Raw genomic sequence first — 17,830 nt, forward strand, 5'->3', positions numbered from 1 at the left:
CTCGCGACACTATTCGCGGGGCTTGGGGGCGTGCTCAGCGAGCAGCGAGCGCAGCATGCGCACAACGCGCGAAGCGGGACCGCTGGAGCAGCACTGGAGCGAAATGCGCGCGCCCTCGAATAGCAGAAAGACTTCGTCGGCGAGTTGGTCGGGGTCTTCATAGCCGGCTTCGCGGAAGAGGGCGACGAGGCGGTTGCGCTTACGCGTCTTATAGTCGTCGATGATCTTTCGTGCCGGGTGGTCGAGCTCGCGCATCTCGACCGCCGCATTGGCGATGGCGCAACCACGTTCGCCGCCGTCAGTGAGGACCTTCTCGACGTATCGCACCCACCCCTCGAGCTGGGCATTCGCATCGCCGGGATGCTCACGCGCCAGGGCCTCCCAGACGTCATCCCCCTCCTTGGCAAGCTGGTTGAGATAGGCGGCGATCAGCTCGTCCTTGGAACCAAAGTGACGATAGAGCGTCATTTTGTTCGTGGCCGCGGCCTCTGCGATGGCTTCGACACCCACGGCGCGGATGCCATGGCGGTAAAATAGCTCCCTAGCGGCCGCGAGAATGCGCTCGCGGGGTGGCGGCTGTGCGGGTTCTGCTGTGCGGTTAATGGTGCTTACCATGGCCTCTTGACATAGGGTGTGACCGGTCAGTATACGAGAGGGAGTTACCGGTCAGTAACACAGTGTGCGGACGCTGTCATGCTCTTAGTTTCGCCGCACCGCACCAAATCCCGCGAGTATATCATGCAGCCAGCCAGCACCGTGCAGCACAAAGCCACGCACCCGGATGGTTTGAGGCCGGACGAGGCGAGACGCAATATCCTGTGCCTGACGAGCAGCCCCCGGCGTGACACCTCCTATTCGAGCCTTGTGGCTATGCGGGTGTTGCGGGAGCTGCGTCAAGTCTATCCAGACGCCACCGTCACGATTCGCGATCTTGCACGCAATCCCCTTCCGCATATCGACGAGGACTTCGTCACCGCTACCCGGTCCATCGCAGGCGCGCGCACCGACCGCCAGCGCGCGCAAGTTGAGCGCTCGGATGCGCTGATCGACGAGCTGTTCGCCGCCGACGCGATCGTCATCGCCGCGTCCATGATCAATTTCGGGGTGCCGTCGACTTTGAAGGCGTGGATCGACCACGTCGTCTGCCCTGGACGGACGTTCCGTTATACCAACACCGGCTCGCAGGGGCTGCTGCGCGGACGCCGCGCCATCCTCGTATTGTCTCGCGGCGGGATCTATTCGGGCGGCCCGCTGCGCTCGTTCCAGCACGACGAAAGCTATTTGCGCTCGGTCCTCGATTTCATCGGCATCACTGACGTGCAGTCGATCATTCTCGAGGGCATGGCGCTGGGGCCGGAGTTTGCCGAGCGGGCCGTCGATGCCGCCATGCGGCGGGCAGCGGCCGTCGCCGGTGTCCTCGCTGCCGCGTAGCCGACCGTTACACGACGCATTCTCATCGCACCGGGAACGCAAGCGCGCTTCCAACACATCCAACGGATACCTATGCCTATCTTACCGATTGCCCGCCTTGCCGTTCCTTTGTCGCTTGTCGCTGCGCTGCTGGCGGGATGCGGGGAAGCCCAGACGGAGGCGCAGGGCGCGCCGCCTCCTCCGCCGCAAGTCAGCGTCGCCAAGCCGGTGCAGAAGATGGTGACGGAGCGCGACGAGTACGTTGGGCGGTTCGTTGCCTTCGACTACGTCGAGGTGCGCGCGCGCGTGTCGGGCTATCTCGAGAAGATCCACTTCAAGGACGGCCAGATCGTCAAGCAGGGCGATCCGCTGTTCACCATCGACCGGCGACCGTTCCAGACCGTGCTCGAGCAGGCCAAGGCCGCCGTAGAGCAAGCGAAAGCCAACCTCGCCTTCGCCGAAAGTGATTTGAAGCGCGGCGAAAGCCTGCGCACGGGCACGACCATCACCCAGCAGGCGCTCGATCAGCGCTTGCAGGCATCGCGGGTCGCCGCGGCTGCCGTGACATCGCAACAGGCTGCGGTCGAGCAGGCCGAGCTCGATCTGAGCTTCACCGAGCTCAAGGCACCGATCTCCGGGCGCATCGGCGACCGGCGCGTCTCGATCGGCAACCTCGTGTCGGGCGGGTCGACGGGTAGCACCACGCTTCTGGCGACCATCGCCTCGATCGATCCAATCCGTTTCGAGTTCACCATGGATGAAGCGTCGTACCTGCGCTACCTGCGTATGGCCAGCAGCGCGGCCTCGAGCGCCGCGAACCGCGGCATGTCGCTTCCTGTTCGTCTCAAGCTGATCGACGAGGATGCCTTTACGCACGAAGGCACCATCGACTTCGTCGACAACACGATCGACCGCTCGTCAGGCACTATTCGCGGCCGCGCCCTGTTCGCCAACACCGACGGCCGTCTGACTCCGGGTATGTTCGGGCGCATCCAGATCGCCACCTCCGCGCCCGCGACTGCGCTACTCGTGCCGGATTCCGCCATCGGCACGGAGCAGGTGCGCAAGTTCGTCTATGTGCTGAGCCCCGATAACGTGGCGACGCCGAAGTACGTTACTCTCGGCCAGGTCGTTGACGGAATGCGCGTCGTGCAGGGGCTGCAAGCGGACGACACCATCATCGTGAACGGCCTGATGCGCGTGCGTCCGGGCGCCAAGGTGACGCCGGAGCAAGTCGCGGCCGAGGCGGGCAGCATTCGCGCGACCTCGTCCATCCGCACCAACTAAGGGCACGCCGCGATGCGACTGTCGCACTTCTTCATCGACCGGCCGATTTTCGCCAGCGTGATCTCGATCATCTTCGTGATCGTAGGCGCGGTGGCGTTGGGCCGACTGCCGATCGCGCAGTATCCGGATATCGCTCCGCCGGTCGTCAACGTCACCGGTCAATATCCGGGCGCCAGCGCCGAGGTCGTCGCCAACACCGTCGTTGCGCCGCTAGAGCAGCAGATCAACGGCGTCGAGCGCATGCTCTACATCTCGTCGAACTCGACGGTCGACGGGCGCTTCACGATCTCGGTGACGTTCGACCTCGGAACCGACCTCGATACCGCTCAGGTGCAGGTGCAGAACCGGGTGGCGGTCGCGCAACCGCGACTGCCGGCGGACGTGCGCAACATCGGCGTGACGGTGGCCAAGGCCTCGCCCGACCTGATGATGGTCGTGCACTTATATTCGCCCGACCAGTCGCGTGACACGCTGTTCATCTCCAACTACGCCAGCGTCAACGTCGTCGACGTGCTGAGCCGCATCCAAGGCGTCGGCTCGATCACGGTGTTCGGCAGCCGCGACTACTCGATGCGCGTATGGCTCGATCCCGACCGGCTGCAGTCGCTCGGCCTTACCGCCAACGACGTGACGAGCGCGCTGCAGCGTCAGAACGTGCAGGTAGCGGCCGGCATCCTCAATCAGCCGCCTGTGACGCAGCCGGGGGCGTTCCAGATCTCGGTGCAGACGCTGGGGCGCCTCGCTGACCCCAATCAGTTCGGCGAAATCGTCGTCAAGCAAAGCAACGATGCGGTGGTGCGGCTGAAGGATGTCGCGCGCGTCGAGCTAGCCGCGCTCGACTACGGCGTCAACTCCTACCTCGACAAGAACCCGGCCACCGGTCTCGGCGTCTTCCAGCTGCCCGGCTCGAACGCCATCGACACGGCGGAGAAGATAAAGGAGACGATGGCCGAGCTGTCGAAGAGCTTTCCGGCCGGACTCAAGTACGACATCATCTACAACCCGACTGACTTCATTCAGCAGTCGGTCGACGCGGTCGTGACCACGATCCTCGAAGCGGTGCTCCTCGTCGTCCTCGTCGTGGTGCTGTTCCTGCAGACGTGGCGCGCGGCGATCATTCCCATCGTGGCCATCCCCGTGTCGCTCATCGGCACGTTCTTCCTTTTGGCGGCGTTCGGATTTTCGCTCAACAACCTGTCGCTGTTCGGACTGGTGCTGGCGATCGGCATCGTCGTCGACGATGCCATCGTCGTCGTCGAGAACGTCGAGCGCAACATGGCGAAGGGGCTGAGCCCGCGCGAGGCGGCCTACCGCACCATGGAAGAGGTGGGCGCGGCGCTGGTCGCCATCGCCCTGGTGCTCACCGCGGTGTTCGTACCCTCGGCCTTCATTACCGGCATCTCCGGCCAGTTCTACCGGCAGTTCGCGCTGACCATCGCCGGCGCAACGATCATCTCGCTGATCGTGTCGCTGACGCTGTCGCCGGCGCTGTGCGCGCTGCTCCTCAAGCCGCACGGCGAAAGCCATCGCACGGCCTGGTACTTGTGGCCACTGCGCGCCTTCTTCGCTGTCTTCAACTGGAGCTTCGACAAGCTTTCCAACGCCTATGGCCGGGTGGTCGGACGGCTGGTGCGGCTGGCGGTCATCATGCTGGTCGTCTACGTCGGCGTCATCGCCTACGGCATGAACGAGTTCCGCAAGACTCCGATCGGCTTCATTCCGGCGGTCGATGGCGGTTACCTCATCACCGTCACGCAGCTGCCGCCCGCCGCCTCGCTGGCGCGCACCGACGAAGTCAATCGGCGTGCCGTCGAGCTGGCGCTACAGGTGCCGGGCGTCGCGCACGCCGTGAACATCGTCGGCTTTTCCGGCGCCACGCGCACCAACGCACCCAACGCCGGAGCCGTGTTCGTGGTGCTGAAGCCGTTCGAGGAGCGGGCGAAGGACCCCAACCAGTCGGCGCAGGCCATTCAAAAGGCACTCCTGGGGAAATTCTCGGCCATCCAGGACGCGATGGTGCTCGTCGTCGCGCCGCCGCCGGTGCGCGGCATCGGCAACGCCGGCGGCTTCCGCATGATGATCCAGGATCGCGCCGGGGCGGGCCCGGGAGCGCTGCAACAGGCCGTCTTCGCGATGATGGCGAAGGCGAACCAGACGCCGGGCCTGCAGCAGGTCTTCTCCTTGTTCGAGAACGCAACGCCGCAGCTCTATCTCGACATCGATCGCGTCAAGGCGCAGATGCTCGGCATCAACGTGACGGATGTGTTCACTGCGCTGCAGACCTATCTCGGCTCGGCCTACGTCAACGACTTCAACCTGCTCGGCCGTACGTTCCGTGTGACGGCGCAAGCCGACAGCGCTTACCGCGCCGAGACCAAGGACGTGCTCAAGCTTCGCGTGCGTAATTCGGCTGGCGACACGGTGCCGCTCGGTAGCTTCACGACGGTGCACGACATTTCGGCGCCATCGCGCGTTCCGCGCTACAACCTCTATCCGGCGGCGGAGCTCGACGGCGCGGCGGCGCCTGGTTATTCGCAGGGGCAGGCGATCGATCTCATGCAGAAGCTAGCGGCAGAGACGCTGCCGCAGGGCTTCGGCTATGAATGGACCGAGCTCGCCTACCAGCAGATCCGCGCCGGCAACACCGCAGCGTTCGCGTTTGCGCTCGGCGTCGTGTTCGTGTTTCTCGTGCTCGCCGCCCAGTTCGAGAGCCTGACGCTGCCGCTCGCAGTCATCCTCATCGTGCCGATGAGCCTCATCGCCTCGATCACCGGCGTGATCATGCGCGGGATGGACAACAACATTCTCACCCAAGTCGGCTTCATCGTGCTCATCGGATTGGCCGCCAAGAACGCCATTCTGATCGTCGAGTTCGCGTCGCAGCTCGAGGACGGGGGACGCAACAGGTGGGAGGCAGCGACGGAGGCGGCGCGACTGCGCATGCGGCCTATTCTCATGACGTCGCTGGCGTTCATCCTGGGCGTCGTGCCGCTGGTGTGGGCGGTGGGTGCCGGCGCCGAGCTGCGCCAGGCGCTCGGCACCGCCGTGTTCGCCGGCATGATCGGCGTCACGTTCTTCGGCCTCATCTTCACGCCGGTGTTCTACGTCACCTGCCGCTGGGTGGGCGGACTTTTCACGCGCCGCCTGCGGCGGGCGCCAGCAGAGCCGCCGGGCAGCGTCCAGCCGGCCGAGTAATGGGCGCAACGTCAGGGAGAGCGACATGGCCCGTGCAGATCGGGCCGTCCAGACGATGATCTTGTTCGCTGCGCGGGATACGGCCGCGCACCTTGGACGTTCCTTTTGCAGCCTGAGTGATTCCTCTGCACCCAGCAAACTCTGAATAGCGAGGCGTCAGATGATCAAGCTTTCCGTCAACGGAACTGCGGCGGAATTCGACGGCGACCCGTCGATGCCGCTGCTGTGGTTCCTGCGCGACGTGCAGGGACTGACCGGCACCAAATTCGGCTGCGGCGCGGCACAGTGCGGCGCCTGCACCGTCCACATCAACAGCGAGCCGCGCCGCAGCTGCGTAACGGCCATTGGCACGCTCGCAGGTGCCGAGGTGACAACCATCGAGGGAGCCAGCGGCAAGGAGACGGACGCCGTACGCGCCGCGTGGGTGGCGCTCGACGTGCCGCAGTGCGGTTACTGCCAGTCGGGACAGATCATGTCGGCGATCGGCCTGCTCAGTGCGAACCCGAAGCCGACCGACGAGGACATCGATCTCGCCATGACCGGCAACGTGTGCCGGTGCTGCACCTACCATCGCATACGGGCCGCTATTCACGACGCGGCCGCGCGTCTGGAGGGCTAAGCCATGAACGTTCCGGTCTCGGCTGATCGGCGGCAGTTCCTGCAAGGCTCGGCCGCGCTCGGTCTCGTCGTCGGTTTCCACCTGCCGCTTGTGGGACGCGCGCGGGCCGCCGAGCCGGCCGGCGAGTTCGTCCCCAACGCGTTCATCCGCATCGCGCCGGACAACACCGTTACCGTACTCTCCAAGCACATCGAGTTCGGCCAGGGGCCGTATACCGGCATCGCCACCATCCTCGCCGATGAGCTCGACGCCGACTGGGCGCAGATGCGCGTTGAATCGGCGCCGGCCGACGTCAAGAGGTACGCCAACAGCGCGTTTGGCATCCAAGGTACCGGCGGCTCGACCGCTATGGCCAATTCCTGGGATCAACTGCGCACGGCCGGGGCCGAGGCGCGCGCCCGGCTCGTCGCGGCGGCGGCGAAGCAGTGGGGCGTCGATGCCGGCTCGATCAGCATCGAAAAAGGCGTCGTCAGGGACACCACGGGCAAGTCGGCGACCTTCGGCCAGCTCGCCGCATTGGCGCAGGAGACGCAAGTCGCCGGGCCCTTCCAGCCGAAAGAGCCCGCGGCCTGGAAGTTGATCGGCACACGCCTGCCGAAGGTCGATACGCTGTCGAAGACCAACGGCACGGCGATGTTCACCATCGACGTGAAGCTGCCGGACATGCTGACGTGCGTGCTGGCGCGTCCGTCGCGCTTCAATGCCAAGGTGAAATCCTTCGATGCGGCTCCGGCACTCGCGGTGCCGGGGGTCAAGGAAGCGTTCGCCGTCCCGCAGGGCGTCGCCGTGCTCGCCGATGGCTTTTGGGCGGCCAAGAAGGGCCGCGATGCGCTGAAGATCGAGTGGGACGAGAGCGGCACAGAGGCGCGCGGCAGTCAGGAGATCATCAAGGATTACCTCAAGCTTGCCCGCGTGCAGGGCGCCATCGCGCGCAACGACGGCGACACCGACGGCGCGCTGTCCGGGGCCGCGAAGGTCATCGAGGCGACGTACGTATTCCCGTATCTCGCGCACGCGCCGCTCGAGCCGAACAATTGCGTTATTCAACGCACCGACGAAGGCGCCGACCTCACCTTCGGCTCACAGTTGCAGACGGTCGACCAGGGAGCGGCTGCCGCCGTGCTCGGCCTCAAGCCCGAGCAGGTGAAGATCAAGACGCTGCTCGCCGGCGGCAGCTTCGGACGGCGCGCGACGCCGGCCGGTGACATGGCGGCGGAAGCGGCCGAGGTACTGAAAGGGGCTCAGCACAAGGGGCCGATCAAGGTGCTGTGGACGCGCGAGGACGACATCAAGGGTGGCCGCTACCGGCCGATCTTCGTGCATCGCCTGCGCGGGGCCATCGATGGTGAGGGCAATATCGTCGGCTGGGATCAGGTGATCGTGGGCCAGTCGTTCATGAAGGGCTCGCCGTTCGAATCCGGGATGGTGAAGAACGGCGTCGACCAGACCATGGTCGAGGGTGCCAGCACGCTGCCCTATCAGATCCCCAACCTGCGTGTGTCGGCGCACATGGCCGAGGTCGGTGTGCCGACGCTGTGGTGGCGCTCGGTGGGCTCGACACACACAGCGTTCTCGACCGAGACGTTCCTCGATCAGCTCGCCGAGGCCGCAGGCGTCGATCCGCTCGTCGTCCGGCGCAAGCTCTTGACCAAACATCCGCGGCATCTCGCCGTGCTCGAGCTCGCGGCCGAGAAGGCAGGATGGGGCACGCCGCCGCCGCAAGGGCGTGCGCGGGGTCTCGCCGTGCACGAGTCCTTCCACTCCTTCGTGGCGCACGTCGTCGAAGTGTCGATCGGCGAGGAAGGGCTGCCGAAGGTGGAGCGCGTCGTGGTCGCGGCCGACTGCGGCATCCCCATCAATCCCGATGTGATCAAGGCACAGCTCGAGGGCGGCATGGGGTTCGGGTTGTCGGCGGCGATGTTCGCCTCCATCGACTTGGAGGAGGGCCGCGTCGTGCAGTCGAATTTCCACGACTACCGCGTATTGCGCATCAACGAGATGCCGGATGTCGAAGTGCACATTGTTCCATCGAAGGAGAAGCCCACTGGCATCGGCGAACCGGGCGTGCCGCCCATCGCTCCTGCCGTCGCCAATGCGTGGTCGAAGCTGACTGGTCAGCGCGTTTTCACTCTCCCCTTCGCGCACTCGGCCGCCAAAGCCTAAGGAGGCAACATGCGTCCGCTGTCGATACTTCTGGCCGGCGCGTTGGTGATCATCGCCGTGGGCGTCGCCGTGTCAGCCGCGCAGCCCGATCCGGCCAAGACGCTAAAGTCCTTGCAGTCGTTCGCCTCGATCGCCGATGAGAGGCAGCGCTCGCTGGCGCTGTTCCAAGAGGTCGGCAAGGTGCTCACGCACGCGCGGTGCTTGAACTGCCATCCGGCCGGCGATCGCCCGATGCAGGGCGACAACCGGCGCCCGCACATGCCTTTGGTGGTGCGCGGCGTCGACAACTTCGGCGCCATCGGCATGCGCTGCACGACGTGCCACGGGCCGGCCAATTTCGATCCGGGCGGCGTTCCAGGCCATCCGGCATGGCATCTGGCGCCCATCGAGATGGCGTGGGTCGACAAGTCGCTGGGCGAGATCTGCGAGCAGATCAAAGACCCCAATCGCAACGGCGGCAAGTCGATGCAGGAGCTTGTTCATCACATGGCGGAAGACTCCCTCGTCGGCTGGGGCTGGCATCCCGGCGCCGGCCGCGAGCCGGTCCCCGGTACGCAGCAGGAGTTCGGAGCCCTGTTCAAGGCGTGGGTGGACACGGGCGCGGTTTGTCCCGCCACTTGAGAGCGAGGTGCGCACATGAATGTCATAGCTCCGGAGCGGCCCAGCAGGGTGGTTCGTGATCCATGGGAGGTGGCGCGTAGTTGGCTCGCCGAGCACGGCCGCGTCGCGCTGGCAACAGTCGTCTCCACTTGGGGCTCGGCGCCGGTGCCAGCCGGCGGTCAGCTGGTCGTTGGTCCGGGCGATCGCTTCGAGGGCTCGGTGTCGGGCGGTTGCGTCGAGGCGGACGTGCTCATCGAGGCGGCCGAGGCCATGCAAGCTGGCAAACCGAAGCTGCTCGAGTTCGGCGTCAGCGAGGAGACTGCTTGGCGTGCTGGTTTGCCTTGCGGGGGGAAGATCCAGATTCTCATCGATCCGCTCGAGCAGAGCCGCGATGTCGGCCTGCTCGATAAGATTCTGACGGCCCGCCGCGCGCGGCAGCCGATCGCCGTCGCCACCAATGTCGTGACGGGGCTGCGCGTGCTGCACCGCGCAGGCGCGGATATGCCAAGCGAGGTGGCGAGCTTCCTGGCGTCGGGGACCTGCGGGCTGGTCGCGTCCCCCGGCGGAGAAGTCTTCGTACAACCGCTCGTGCCGCCGCTGCGGGTCATCGTGGCGGGCGCGACGCACATCGGCCAGGTGTTCGCCGAGCTGGCGCGCCAGGTTGGATATTGCGTCACGGTCGTGGACCCGCGCGCGGCATTCGCCAGCAAGGAGCGCTTCGGCAACACGGCGGCGCTCGCGGAGTGGCCCGAGGCCGCGTTCGGGGAAATCGGATTGGATACGCGTACCGCCGTGGTGGCGTTGACGCATGCTTCCCACATCGACGACGAGGCACTCGCCGCGGCGCTGCGCTCGCCATGCCTCTACATCGGTGCGCTGGGTTCGCGCACGACGCATGCCAAGCGCGTGGAGCGGCTGAAGGCAGCGGGATTCAGCGACGCCGACGTGCAGCGCATTCATGCACCCGTCGGCCTCGCCATCGGAGCCAAGGGACCGGCGGAGATCGCCGTCTCGATCCTCGCCGAGATCATCAAAGTCGTCCGCGGTGCCAACCAAGAGTGACATTGCCGCGGTGGTGCTGGCTGCCGGTGCCTCGCGCCGCTTCGGCGAGGCCAACAAGCTGTTGGCGCGCATCGAGGGGCGCACGTTGATCGAGCGCGTCGTCGACGCGGTCGAGGCGGGCGGCGTCGGCGACATCGTCGTCGTTACCGGCTGGGATCGCGAAACGGTCGAAGAGACGCTGCGCGGCCGAGGGTTGCGATTTGCCCACAGCGAGCGCTGGGAAGACGGCATGGGCGCATCCATCGGCACGGGGATCGCGGCGCTCGATGCGCGGGCGTCGGCAGCCTTCGTGGTGCCGGGCGATATGCCGCTACTGACGGCGCAAGTCGTGGCGCAGCTCATCGATGCATTCGAGAGAGCCGGACGCGAGCGCATCGTGTTTCCCACGACCAAGGCGGGCGAGCAGCGCAACCCGGTGCTATGGCCGCGGCGCCATTTCGGCGCTCTCCTCGCGCTTCCGCCAGCGACGGGCGGCAAAGCGCTGCTTCAGTTGATCGCGGCGGAGTGCCTTTTGGTCCCGACCGAGGATGCGACTCTCAGCGACGTCGACACGGCGACTGAGCTGGAGGCCGCGCGCAAGATCGCACAGGAATGAACTCAGGCCTACTTCGCCGCCGTGAGCCGCTGGAAGCCGGCTTCGAGGTCGGCGCGCAGATCATCGACGTCCTCCAGGCCGATGTGGAGGCGCAAAGCCGGACCCTCGGGCTCCCACTTGGTAGCGGTGCGGTAGGGCTTGGCATCGAACGGGATCACGAGGCTCTCGTAGCCGCCCCATGAGAATCCCATGCCGAACAGCTTGAGCCCGTCGAGCATGGCGGCAACCGCCTTTGGGCCCGCCGGCTTGAGAATGACCGAGAAGAGCCCGCTAGCGCCGAGGAAGTCGCGCTTCCAGATGGCATGCTGCGGGTGACTGGGCAGGCCGGGATGCAGCACGCGGGCGACCTCCGGGCGGCCCTCGAGCCAGCGTGCAATCTCCAGGCCCGAGCGCTGGTGCTGGGCGAGGCGCGTCGCCAGCGTGCGCAGGCCGCGCATGCCGAGGTACGTTTCCTCCGATCCGGGGCAGACGCCCAGCTGCTCCTTGGCCAGTGCTATCTGCTTGGCAGCGCGCGCATTCGACGTAATAGCTCCGAGCATGGCGTCGGCATGGCCGACGATGTACTTGGTCGCCGCCTGGATCGAGACGTCGACGCCGTGATCGAACGGCTTGAAGTAGAGCGGGCTTGCCCAGGTGTTGTCCATCAGCAGCCACAGCTCGCGCTCGGCTGCGACGCGTGCAATGGCCGGGATATCCTGCACCTCGAACGTCTGCGACCCGGGACTCTCGGTGAAGATCAGACGCGTGTTGGGGCGCACGAGGTCGGCAATGCCGCCCCCGATCAAGGGGTCGTAATAGGTCGTCTCGACGCCAAGCTTGGCCAGCATGTAGTCGCAGAACTTGCGCGTCGGCTGGTAGACGCTATCGACCATGAGAATGTGGTCGCCGGACTTCACAAAGGCGAGGATGGCGGTGCTGACCGCCTGATACCCGGAGGCTGTGAGCGCCGTTGCGACGCCGCCCTCGATCTCAGCGATGGCTTCCTCGAGCGCCTTGACGGTGGGGGTGCTGGAGCGGCCATAGGTGAATTCCTGGTCGCGCTTCCACAGCTTCTCGACGGTTGGGAAAAGCACGGTCGAGCCGCGATACACGGGCGGGTTGACGAAGCCGTAGTTGTCATGCGGCGCACGCCCGGAATGAACGACTTTGGTCGCCGGGGCATGCGTGCGCGGGGGCTTTTTGTCGGAAGAGGAAGTCATCGGGCGGATCCTGGTCGCCGCGGCTGGCGGCCCGTGTGACGCAAGTTTCGGGCTGGGTCAAGGTCTTGACCCCATCCTCGTTCCGGGGGATTGAGCGGACGCCTGCCGCTCCGGTCAGGTTTACACTTCTTCCAACCGCAGCATCGTGTCCCTTGCGCGCACGCTGCGATCGCCCCACACTGATGCGACGTCATGAAAATGCTCCAGCATCTCCGCTGCCTATCGACTGCGGTTCTCGGACTTGGTGCGCTCCTCACCCTGGCCACCCCGGCGAGCGCCGCCGAAACAACGACGCTCGATTCCATCCGGGCGCGGGGCTACCTGCTGTGCGGCATCGGCGAGGTGCAGCCCGGGTTTTCTCACCAAAGCCCAACCGGGGAGCGCTCCGGCCTCGATGTGGACTTCTGTACCGCATTGGCGTCGGCCGTGTTCGGCAGCAAGGATGCGGTGAAGTTCTGGCCGCTGAGCGCCAACGATCGCTTCAAGGCGCTGCAGACAGGCGACGTCGACGTGCTGGCGCGCGGCGCCACGTGGACCTTGAGCCGCGATACCGAGCTCGGGGCGCGTTTCACAGGCGTGCTGTTCTACGATGGACAGGGCTTCCTGACGCGGCGGGGCAATGCCGTGGGCAGTGCCCTAGAGCTGTCGGGGGCCTCGATCTGCGCCCTGCCGGGGGCCATGGGCGAGCAGGGTGTCGCCGAGTTCTTCGGCGCACAGCGCATGCGCTATCAGATCGTCGCCCAGGACAACTGGGACGATCTCGTCAAAGCCTACTCGGCAGGCAGCTGCACGGTGCTGACGGGCGATGTTTCCCTACTGGCGGTGACGCGCAGCAAGCTGAAGACCCCCGCCGATCACATGATCCTGCCGGAGCTCATCACCAAGGAGCCGCTCGGACCGGCGGTGCGCCAGGATGATGCGCAGTGGTTTGCCGTCGTGCGTTGGACCCTGATGGCGCTGATCGAGGCAGAGGAGCTCGGACTGACCACGGCCAACGTCGACGCGGAGCGTGCCGCGACCGAGCCGAGCGTCCGCCGCTTCCTGGGCCTCGAGGCCAATCTCGGTCAGGCGCTGGGGTTGCCGCGCGACTGGGCCTATCAAGTGGTCAAGAACGTCGGCAACTACGGCGAGATCTTCGACCGCAACCTCGGCATGAAGTCCGACCTGAAGCTCGCCCGCGGGCTGAACAACTCATGGACCAAGGGCGGCCTGATGTATTCGATGCCCTTCCGCTGAGGCGTCGCGCATGACGTTTCCGTTTGCCCAAGCTGTCGATCCCGGCCTCATGCTCGCCGGCGTCGTCATGCTGGCGCTTCTGCTCACTGTCGTCGCGCTCGGGATGCGCAAGCGTCGGCGCCGCCTGCGCGGAAGCATGGAGGCCGCGCGCGCAGAGGCCGGGACGGCAGAGGCTAGAAAGCTGACTGCGCTCGACGGCGCCGCGTTGCTGGCCGCCGTTGGCGAAGCCGAGGCTAGCGGCCAAGTACGCAGGCTGCCCGGGCTCTATCTGTCGTTGGCGCAGTGGCGCCTCGAATCCGGCGAGACCGGCGCGGCGGAGGATCTCTTGCGCAAGAGCATCCGCGGTGCGACCACCGCCGACCTCAAGGAGACGCATGCCAGGGCACGGGTGGCGCTCGGCGACATCGCCCACGCCGGCGGCGATCTGGCCACGGCCTGCGAGCACTGGCAGATAGCGCGTGCGCTGTTCCGCGAGCTGCACCAGTCGCGCGACCATGACGCCGTCGATAGGCGCATGCAGCGCAACGGTTGCCCGACCGACTGGGTGCTGACGGACTTCTAGGCGCGCACCGCCGGGCTTCGTCACTTCATGAGAACTTCGACCTGTGCCACTTCGCCGTTGGCGAGGGTGAAATCGCGCTTGAAGACGCCCGAGCTGGACTTGGCCGTGACGGAGTAGGTGCCGGGCGCGAGAATGTGCGTCGGCAGGGCGCCAACGCTCTGCATCACGGGCTGGCCGTCCGGCGTCTGCACCGTCCACTGCGTGTCGGGCAGCGCCTCGCCGCCGACGCGCGTGACGAGCTTGAAGGTGACGCGCGCTGCGGAGTGGGAGACGGTCGCCTCCGTGAGCTTGCCGGCCTCGACCGTGACGTCGGCTTCGACCTTGGCATTGGCATCCCCGTAGCGCGATACGATGCGATAGATTCCGGCGTTGAGTCGATTGACCACGTTCGGCTTGGCACCGGCGAGCACACGCACGCGGTTATCGGACTGATCGCGCTCGCTCGATAGAATGTCGTAGGCGATCGTGTTGGCGGGCGGCTCGATGCCATCGACCAGCACCTTGACCTTGAGACCACCGGCATTGAGCACGAACTTTTCGCTGGTAGCGGCGCCCGCCGTCACCACGATCTTGCGGGTGATGTCGGCACGGCCGAACGCGGCGTTTACGATGTACTCGCCCGGTTCGAGATCGATCGTCGGACTGGCTTCACGCTTGGTCATCAGAAGCTTGGTTGCCGCGCGGGGATCGCGCGTCGAGGCGAAGATGCGCCACACGAGTCCCTGATCGATGCGTTGCCCATCAACAGTCAGGAGAGCAACGAGGCTCACCTGACCGCCGGTCGGTGACGTCCCATCCGCGGTGGGGGCGCGCGGCACGACGGTGGTGTTGGCGGGCAGTGTTGGCCCCGGCATCGCGGCGGATGGCGCCATGCGGCCGGTGTCGGGTGGGAAGGCGCCACGCAGTTGTGTGCCGGCGGCATCGGGGGCGCTTTCCTGCGCGCTCGTCGAAATGGCGCCGATGGCAACGGATGCCATGACGAGGAGAACGGTGCTGGCAGCACGTCGCCACAGAGTGGTGGAATGCCTCGGCATTTCCGCGATGGTCCTACGGCTGACGGTCAATTGGTCGTTACAACGTGACGAGCGTGGTCGAAATGTGACGAGCAGCATAGCCGTCGATTCGGGCCGCTTACTGTCCCGAAAAATCGAACGTCCTATGCTCGTTGGCTTTGACCTCGATGGCGCTGCGCAGCGGTGTTGCGGAGGTATCGGCGCTAACCACATAGCGGCCGGGCGCCAGCACAGCGGTCGGCTGCGGCTGACTGCTGCGAAGCACGATCCGCTGCTTCTCGTCCTGTACCTCCCAGAAGACATCGCCCGCCATGGTGCCGCTGTTGGCGCGTTTTAGCGTGAGGCTGCCGCCTTCGAGCGGGAGCGTGACCTTCTGGGCCTGGCCGGCGGTAAGCGTCAGCTCGGTGGCAGCAATGACGTTGCTCGCGCCGAGCGAAGCCTCAATGCGATATTGGCCGGCGGAAACCTGGAACTCCGGCTCCTTGGCAATCGTGCGGGCGACCTCGTGTGACTCGCCTCCGAGGCGAATGATGCGGTACGTGATCGGAGAAGCCGTCGTCGGCGGCTGCCCGCCGAGGGTGGCCGACAGCTTGATGTGCGCCAGCGACAGAGGCAGGGCGCGCTTGACGACGTCGCCGGCGCCCAAGGCGATCTGCTCGCGGACCTCGGCGGTAGGCGTGCGCGCGGTGACGTAGTAGGTGCCGGCCGGCAGCATGAAGCTCGGCGCGGGTGCCGCGGAGCGGACGACCTCGCGGCGTCCCTGCGGGGCGTCCGGGTCGTCCTGATAGAGAATGAACGTCACCCCGTCGACCAAGGGGTCTCCCGGCGCGGCGGCGGTACCGCGCGTGGCGCTGAGTTCCAGCCGTCCCGAGGCAAGCATCGAATCAAAGCTGGTGCCCGTCGCAGGCGCGATGGTGACACTGCCCTGTTGACGCGCGACGCCGCTTTGCGCCGTGACGGTGTAGTCGCCGGCAGGGAGCACGATCTCTGGCTGGGTATCGCGTCCGACCCATAGCGGCGCCCCACCGTTCTCTGCGCCAGTTGGAGTGACGGTGAATACAGGCGAGGCGAGGGGGGGAGCGGCGTTGGTCGGTCGCGCCCGCAGCTTCAGCACGCCACCGTTGAGATCGAGGCGGACCTCGGTCGCCTTGTCGGCGGCAACCTCGACCGTCTGGCGTGCATGTGCGAGCCCCAGGTGCGCTTCGACATCGTAGGTGCCCGCCTCGAGCTTCTCAAAAAGCGCGGCGGCGCGCGTGTCGCGGACGAGCTGACCGTCAGCGCCGGACTTCGTTATGCGCCAGTGCACCGGGGTATCCAGCGTCGCGCTGCTGGGGCCGAGGCCGGCCGACAGATAGAGCCCTGGCGGCGCACCGGCGGCGGGCTTCTCCGCTTCGGCTTGCGGCGTCTCTGACGACGGTGCCGTTGGGCTCGTTTGCAGGTGCGCAAGTTTGACCGCTTGCCCTAGGGCGGAATCAAAGCCTGCAGCATCTTGCGCATCCCAAAGCTTTCCGCCCGTCATCTGCGCGATGCAGCTGATGTGCGCCAGCTTCGCCTTGTCGAAGCCGAGGGCAATCGTGTGCACCACGAGATTGGGGCTGGCGCTAAGGATTTCACCAAGCGCCGTGCACACGTCCTGCCCGCAGTTGTCGATGTCGTCGGCAACGAGCACGATGCTCGCCGGCGTGGCGCCGGCAATGGCGTTGGCGGATTCCCGCAGCGCTAGGACCAACGGTCCCTTGCCCGTGGCATTCATCTTCTCGACGGGGACCGACAGGCGCTGCGGGCCGTCCACGTCCGGCGGGACGATGACTTCGGCATCGCCGCAGTTGCCGCGGCGGCGGTGGCCGAACGAGGCCAACCCTATGCGTGCGTCAGTGCGCAGGCTTGGCAGCAGCACGCGCAGCGCCTCGCGTGCCATCTCGAGCTTGGAGCGTTTGTCGGCGCCGAGATTGCCCCACATCGAGCCGGAGCCGTCGACAACAATAACCGCCGTCGGGGGCGCATCCTGGGCGCGCACCCCGGCGGCCAGGACGCAAACGGCAAAAGCGGCGAAAATCGTTGCGAGCGATTTCGAATGCGGCGGCATGCAATTCCCCGGCTGCGGACCCACGGGCGGGAGGGCGGATTCGGGAGCGAGGATAGCCGATCCCAGCCGACTGCGGTATTGGGGGCAGCGATCCCTTCGAGCAGCCTTAAGGCGCTCGCCCCTGCGGCGAATTTGGCTTGGCATCACGCCGTCGGGAAAGCTACGAGTGCGTGCCATGGAAAACCCCATCATCGCTTTTCTCTCCAAGCGTCGCTCGGTAAAGCCGGATCGGCTCATCGCTCCTGGACCAAGTCCGGCAGAGCTCACGACCATGCTGACCATCGCCTCCCGGGTGCCAGACCATAAGAAGCTGGCGCCGTGGCGGTTCATAGTCATCGAGGGCGAGGCGCGTGCGCAACTCGGGGAGGTCGTGGCGCAAGCCTGCATCGCAGCGGAGAAGGAGCCGCCCTCGCACGTGCGTCTCGAAACCGAGCGCTCCCGGCTGCTACGTGCGCCGCTGGTTATTGCCGTCGTCTCGCGCGTGACGGCGCACCGCAGTGCGCCCGAATGGGAGCAGATCCTTTCCGCCGGTGCCGCCTGCTTCAACCTCTGCCTCGCTGCCAATGCGCTGGGTTACGGCACCTCGTGGATCACTGAATGGATTGCCTACAACCAAGCCGTCGGCGCCGCGCTGGGCCTCGGCGACAACGAGCGCATCGCGGGGTTCGTCTACGTCGGGACGCCGGCGGAACGCTCCGAGGAGCGCGAGCGGCCGGCCCTGGCAGATATCGTCTCGCACTGGCGGGGGTAACTTTATTTTCATACCTGTGCCAGCCTGCGACAGGTCTTAACGCGATCTTCAC

At 66.2% G+C, this 17,830-nt stretch carries 15 protein-coding genes; 11 read left to right on the forward strand and 4 right to left on the reverse strand.

The annotated features are described in order from the left end of the window. Positions 1-9 precede the first annotated feature (9 nt). Positions 10-615 carry a TetR/AcrR family transcriptional regulator gene (locus F9K20_RS13115; protein ID WP_291002378.1) on the reverse strand — a complete coding sequence of 202 codons (606 nt, stop codon included), beginning with the start codon at positions 613-615 and terminating at the stop codon, positions 10-12. Positions 616-738: 123 nt separating this feature from the next. On the opposite strand from F9K20_RS13115, the gene F9K20_RS13120 reads away from it, so the two are divergent. From F9K20_RS13120 to F9K20_RS13155, 8 genes are all read left to right on the forward strand, one after another. Next, positions 739-1,431 carry an FMN-dependent NADH-azoreductase gene (locus F9K20_RS13120; protein WP_291002381.1) on the forward strand — a complete coding sequence of 231 codons (693 nt, stop codon included), beginning with the start codon at positions 739-741 and terminating at the stop codon, positions 1,429-1,431. Between the two features lie 72 nt (positions 1,432-1,503). Further along, positions 1,504-2,697: an efflux RND transporter periplasmic adaptor subunit gene (locus tag F9K20_RS13125; protein ID WP_291002384.1), complete on the forward strand. Its 1,194-nt coding sequence runs from the start codon at positions 1,504-1,506 to the stop codon at positions 2,695-2,697. Positions 2,698-2,709: 12 nt separating this feature from the next. Beyond that, positions 2,710-5,892: an efflux RND transporter permease subunit gene (locus F9K20_RS13130; RefSeq protein WP_291002386.1), complete on the forward strand. Its 3,183-nt coding sequence runs from the start codon at positions 2,710-2,712 to the stop codon at positions 5,890-5,892. 160 nt (positions 5,893-6,052) lie between these two features. Then, positions 6,053-6,511: a (2Fe-2S)-binding protein gene (locus F9K20_RS13135; protein ID WP_291002389.1), complete on the forward strand. Its 459-nt coding sequence runs from the start codon at positions 6,053-6,055 to the stop codon at positions 6,509-6,511. Between the two features lie 3 nt (positions 6,512-6,514). After that, on the forward strand, positions 6,515-8,674 hold the full coding sequence (locus F9K20_RS13140) for a xanthine dehydrogenase family protein molybdopterin-binding subunit (RefSeq protein WP_291002390.1): 2,160 nt from the start codon (positions 6,515-6,517) through the stop codon (positions 8,672-8,674). Positions 8,675-8,683: 9 nt separating this feature from the next. Further along, on the forward strand, positions 8,684-9,295 hold the full coding sequence (locus F9K20_RS13145; protein WP_291002393.1) for an Isoquinoline 1-oxidoreductase subunit: 612 nt from the start codon (positions 8,684-8,686) through the stop codon (positions 9,293-9,295). 15 nt (positions 9,296-9,310) lie between these two features. Then, complete coding sequence (locus tag F9K20_RS13150; protein WP_291002396.1) at positions 9,311-10,336, forward strand: XdhC family protein; 1,026 nt, start codon at positions 9,311-9,313, stop codon at positions 10,334-10,336. Continuing rightward, the gene (locus F9K20_RS13155) at positions 10,320-10,931 is read left to right on the forward strand and encodes a nucleotidyltransferase family protein (RefSeq protein ID WP_291002397.1); all 612 of its coding nucleotides are present in this window, start codon (positions 10,320-10,322) and stop codon (positions 10,929-10,931) included. The genes F9K20_RS13150 and F9K20_RS13155 overlap by 17 nt, the downstream gene beginning before the upstream one ends. Before the next feature lie 8 nt (positions 10,932-10,939). Here F9K20_RS13155 and metC read toward each other — a convergent pair whose 3' ends face one another. Then, positions 10,940-12,130, reverse strand: a complete 1,191-nt coding sequence (metC, locus tag F9K20_RS13160; protein WP_291002401.1) for a cystathionine beta-lyase — start codon at positions 12,128-12,130, stop codon at positions 10,940-10,942. Positions 12,131-12,328: 198 nt separating this feature from the next. Here metC and F9K20_RS13165 point away from each other — a divergent pair, with 198 nt between their 5' ends. Together F9K20_RS13165 and F9K20_RS13170 are read left to right on the forward strand one after the other, a co-directional pair. Then, positions 12,329-13,366 (forward strand): amino acid ABC transporter substrate-binding protein, encoded by a 1,038-nt coding sequence (locus F9K20_RS13165; protein ID WP_291002404.1) that lies wholly within the window; start codon positions 12,329-12,331, stop codon positions 13,364-13,366. A 10-nt stretch (positions 13,367-13,376) separates the two neighbouring features. Then, entirely contained in the window at positions 13,377-13,928 is a 552-nt protein-coding gene (locus F9K20_RS13170; protein WP_291002407.1) for a hypothetical protein, read from the forward strand. A gap of 20 nt (positions 13,929-13,948) precedes the next feature. Here F9K20_RS13170 and F9K20_RS13175 read toward each other — a convergent pair whose 3' ends face one another. Beyond that, complete coding sequence (locus tag F9K20_RS13175) at positions 13,949-14,962, reverse strand: hypothetical protein (RefSeq protein ID WP_291002410.1); 1,014 nt, start codon at positions 14,960-14,962, stop codon at positions 13,949-13,951. A 97-nt stretch (positions 14,963-15,059) separates the two neighbouring features. After that, on the reverse strand, positions 15,060-17,027 hold the full coding sequence (locus F9K20_RS13180) for a VWA domain-containing protein (protein ID WP_291002413.1): 1,968 nt from the start codon (positions 17,025-17,027) through the stop codon (positions 15,060-15,062). 175 nt (positions 17,028-17,202) lie between these two features. On the opposite strand from F9K20_RS13180, the gene F9K20_RS13185 reads away from it, so the two are divergent. Continuing rightward, entirely contained in the window at positions 17,203-17,778 is a 576-nt protein-coding gene (locus tag F9K20_RS13185; protein ID WP_291002415.1) for a nitroreductase, read from the forward strand. Positions 17,779-17,830: the final 52 nt, after the last annotated feature.

The organism is Hyphomicrobium sp. (assembly GCF_009026145.1).
Taxonomy (GTDB): Bacteria; Pseudomonadota; Alphaproteobacteria; order Rhizobiales; family Hyphomicrobiaceae; genus Hyphomicrobium_A.